Origin of the sequence: Planktothrix sp. FACHB-1355 (assembly GCF_014748295.1) — a bacterium.
Lineage (GTDB): Bacteria > Cyanobacteriota > Cyanobacteriia > Cyanobacteriales > Aerosakkonemataceae > Aerosakkonema > Aerosakkonema funiforme_A.
The window spans coordinates 1-1,576 of the sequence record NZ_JACJUP010001356.1 but is presented as its reverse complement, the minus strand read 5'-3'; the positions used below and the strand labels follow the sequence as shown (position 1 = coordinate 1,576).

At 39.2% G+C, this 1,576-nt stretch carries 2 protein-coding genes; both read right to left on the bottom strand.

Going from position 1 to position 1,576, the window contains the following annotated elements:
• A partial coding sequence (locus tag H6S82_RS32375; RefSeq protein ID WP_191057437.1) for a tetratricopeptide repeat protein occupies positions 1-951 on the bottom strand: 951 nt, incomplete at its 3' end.
• Between the two features lie 6 nt (positions 952-957).
• Positions 958-1,576: cation:proton antiporter (locus tag H6S82_RS32370; RefSeq protein WP_191057436.1), on the bottom strand; the 619-nt coding region annotated here is incomplete at its 5' end.

Genomic DNA, 1,576 nt, shown 5'->3' with positions numbered 1-1,576 from the left:
AATTTCGTCTAGATCTTTATAGATAATTGGTAAGATTCGCAGCTGTTCTAATTTGAGAGATATATCATCAGGGAAGAATAATAAAGCATCATCGATCAGTTCGATCGCTGCTTGAGTTTGTCCGCAATCTTGCAGGATAATTGCCAATCGCAAGTAAAGCTCTATTTCCTGGGGATAAAGTTGCAGACTTTCTCGATAAGTTTGGATCGCTTGTTTGTATTCATGCAAATGTTTATAACAGTCAGCTAACGCGATGTAAAGTTCAACATCTCCCGTTTTGGTTTTGAGAAAGTTTTGATAATGGCTAATTGCTTCTGGATATTGTCCTAGATAATAAGCTGCATAACCAAAGTAAAGGTATGCTTGTACGGGTTCATTTTTAGCCTGGAATGCAATCGCCAGACTATGGAAAATTAAAGGCTCGCCGGGGTTTAACTGAAGTGCGGTTTTATAAGATGCGATCGCTTCATTAATTTGCTGTCGCATCATTAAAATATTTGCTAAATTAAGATAATTAAGATAGTAGTTCTCTCGAACAGCAATGGCGCGAATAAAAGTTGTTTCCGCTTGTTCGAGCAAGCCCATTTCCGAGAAAACTTTGCCCAAGTTATGATACGCTTCAATGTAGTGGGGATTGAGTGCGATCGCTTTCTCATAGTACCGAACTGCTTTGGCAAGATAACCTATTTTTTCTTGAACCAAACCTAAATTATAATATTGAATGGCATTTGAGGAATCGAGCTTTAAGGATTTATACAGCATTTCTAGTGCATCTTGATATTGCTTTTGCACATAGTAGATCGTTCCTAAACCGCGCCACGCTTCTGCATTATTAATATCCAAATCCAAGATTTCCTTGTATTTGATTTCTGCTTCTGCAAAATATCCAGCTTCATACAGCGATAATGCTTCAGCTTGGAGAGAATCTATTTTAACTTTCTTCTCTTCCATAATTAATCAATACTTGTCAACAGACGTTTCTATGGGTTTAACATTCTGACGACGGCTCTTAATATTATCCTCGTACCAGTTCATTAGTGGTGTGGCACTAATGCCGTGCAAAACTACGGAAATGACGATCGTAATATAGGTAATCCAAGCAATTTGCTCGCCCAATTCATTTTTTAAGCCATTGCCAAAAGCATAGCACAGATAATAGATGGAACCGACACCGCGAATGCCAAACCAACCGTAAAGCCAACGGGTTGTGGAAAGCAAACCTTCTCCTATTGTACAGATCCAAGCGCCGATCGGTCGAATGATAAAAATTAACAATCCTGCAACTAATAGCCCTTGTCCTGCAAACTGCTGGATTTGCGGTAGCCGCAAAAGAGAACCCAGTAGCAAAATTGTGCCTACTTCCATCAGTTTTTCAATTCGCTCTATGAATTCTAACTGAGAAAGTCGCTTTTTTGGATCGCGATAACTCCGCTGCGCTACAATTCCAGCCACAAAAACAGCCAAAAATCCATAACCGTTGACAATTTCTGTCAGGGAATAGGTAAGCAAAATAATACTGATGGCAACGAAATCTTCCATTAATTCATCAACTGGGCGGTGTTTTTGCTTACCTATT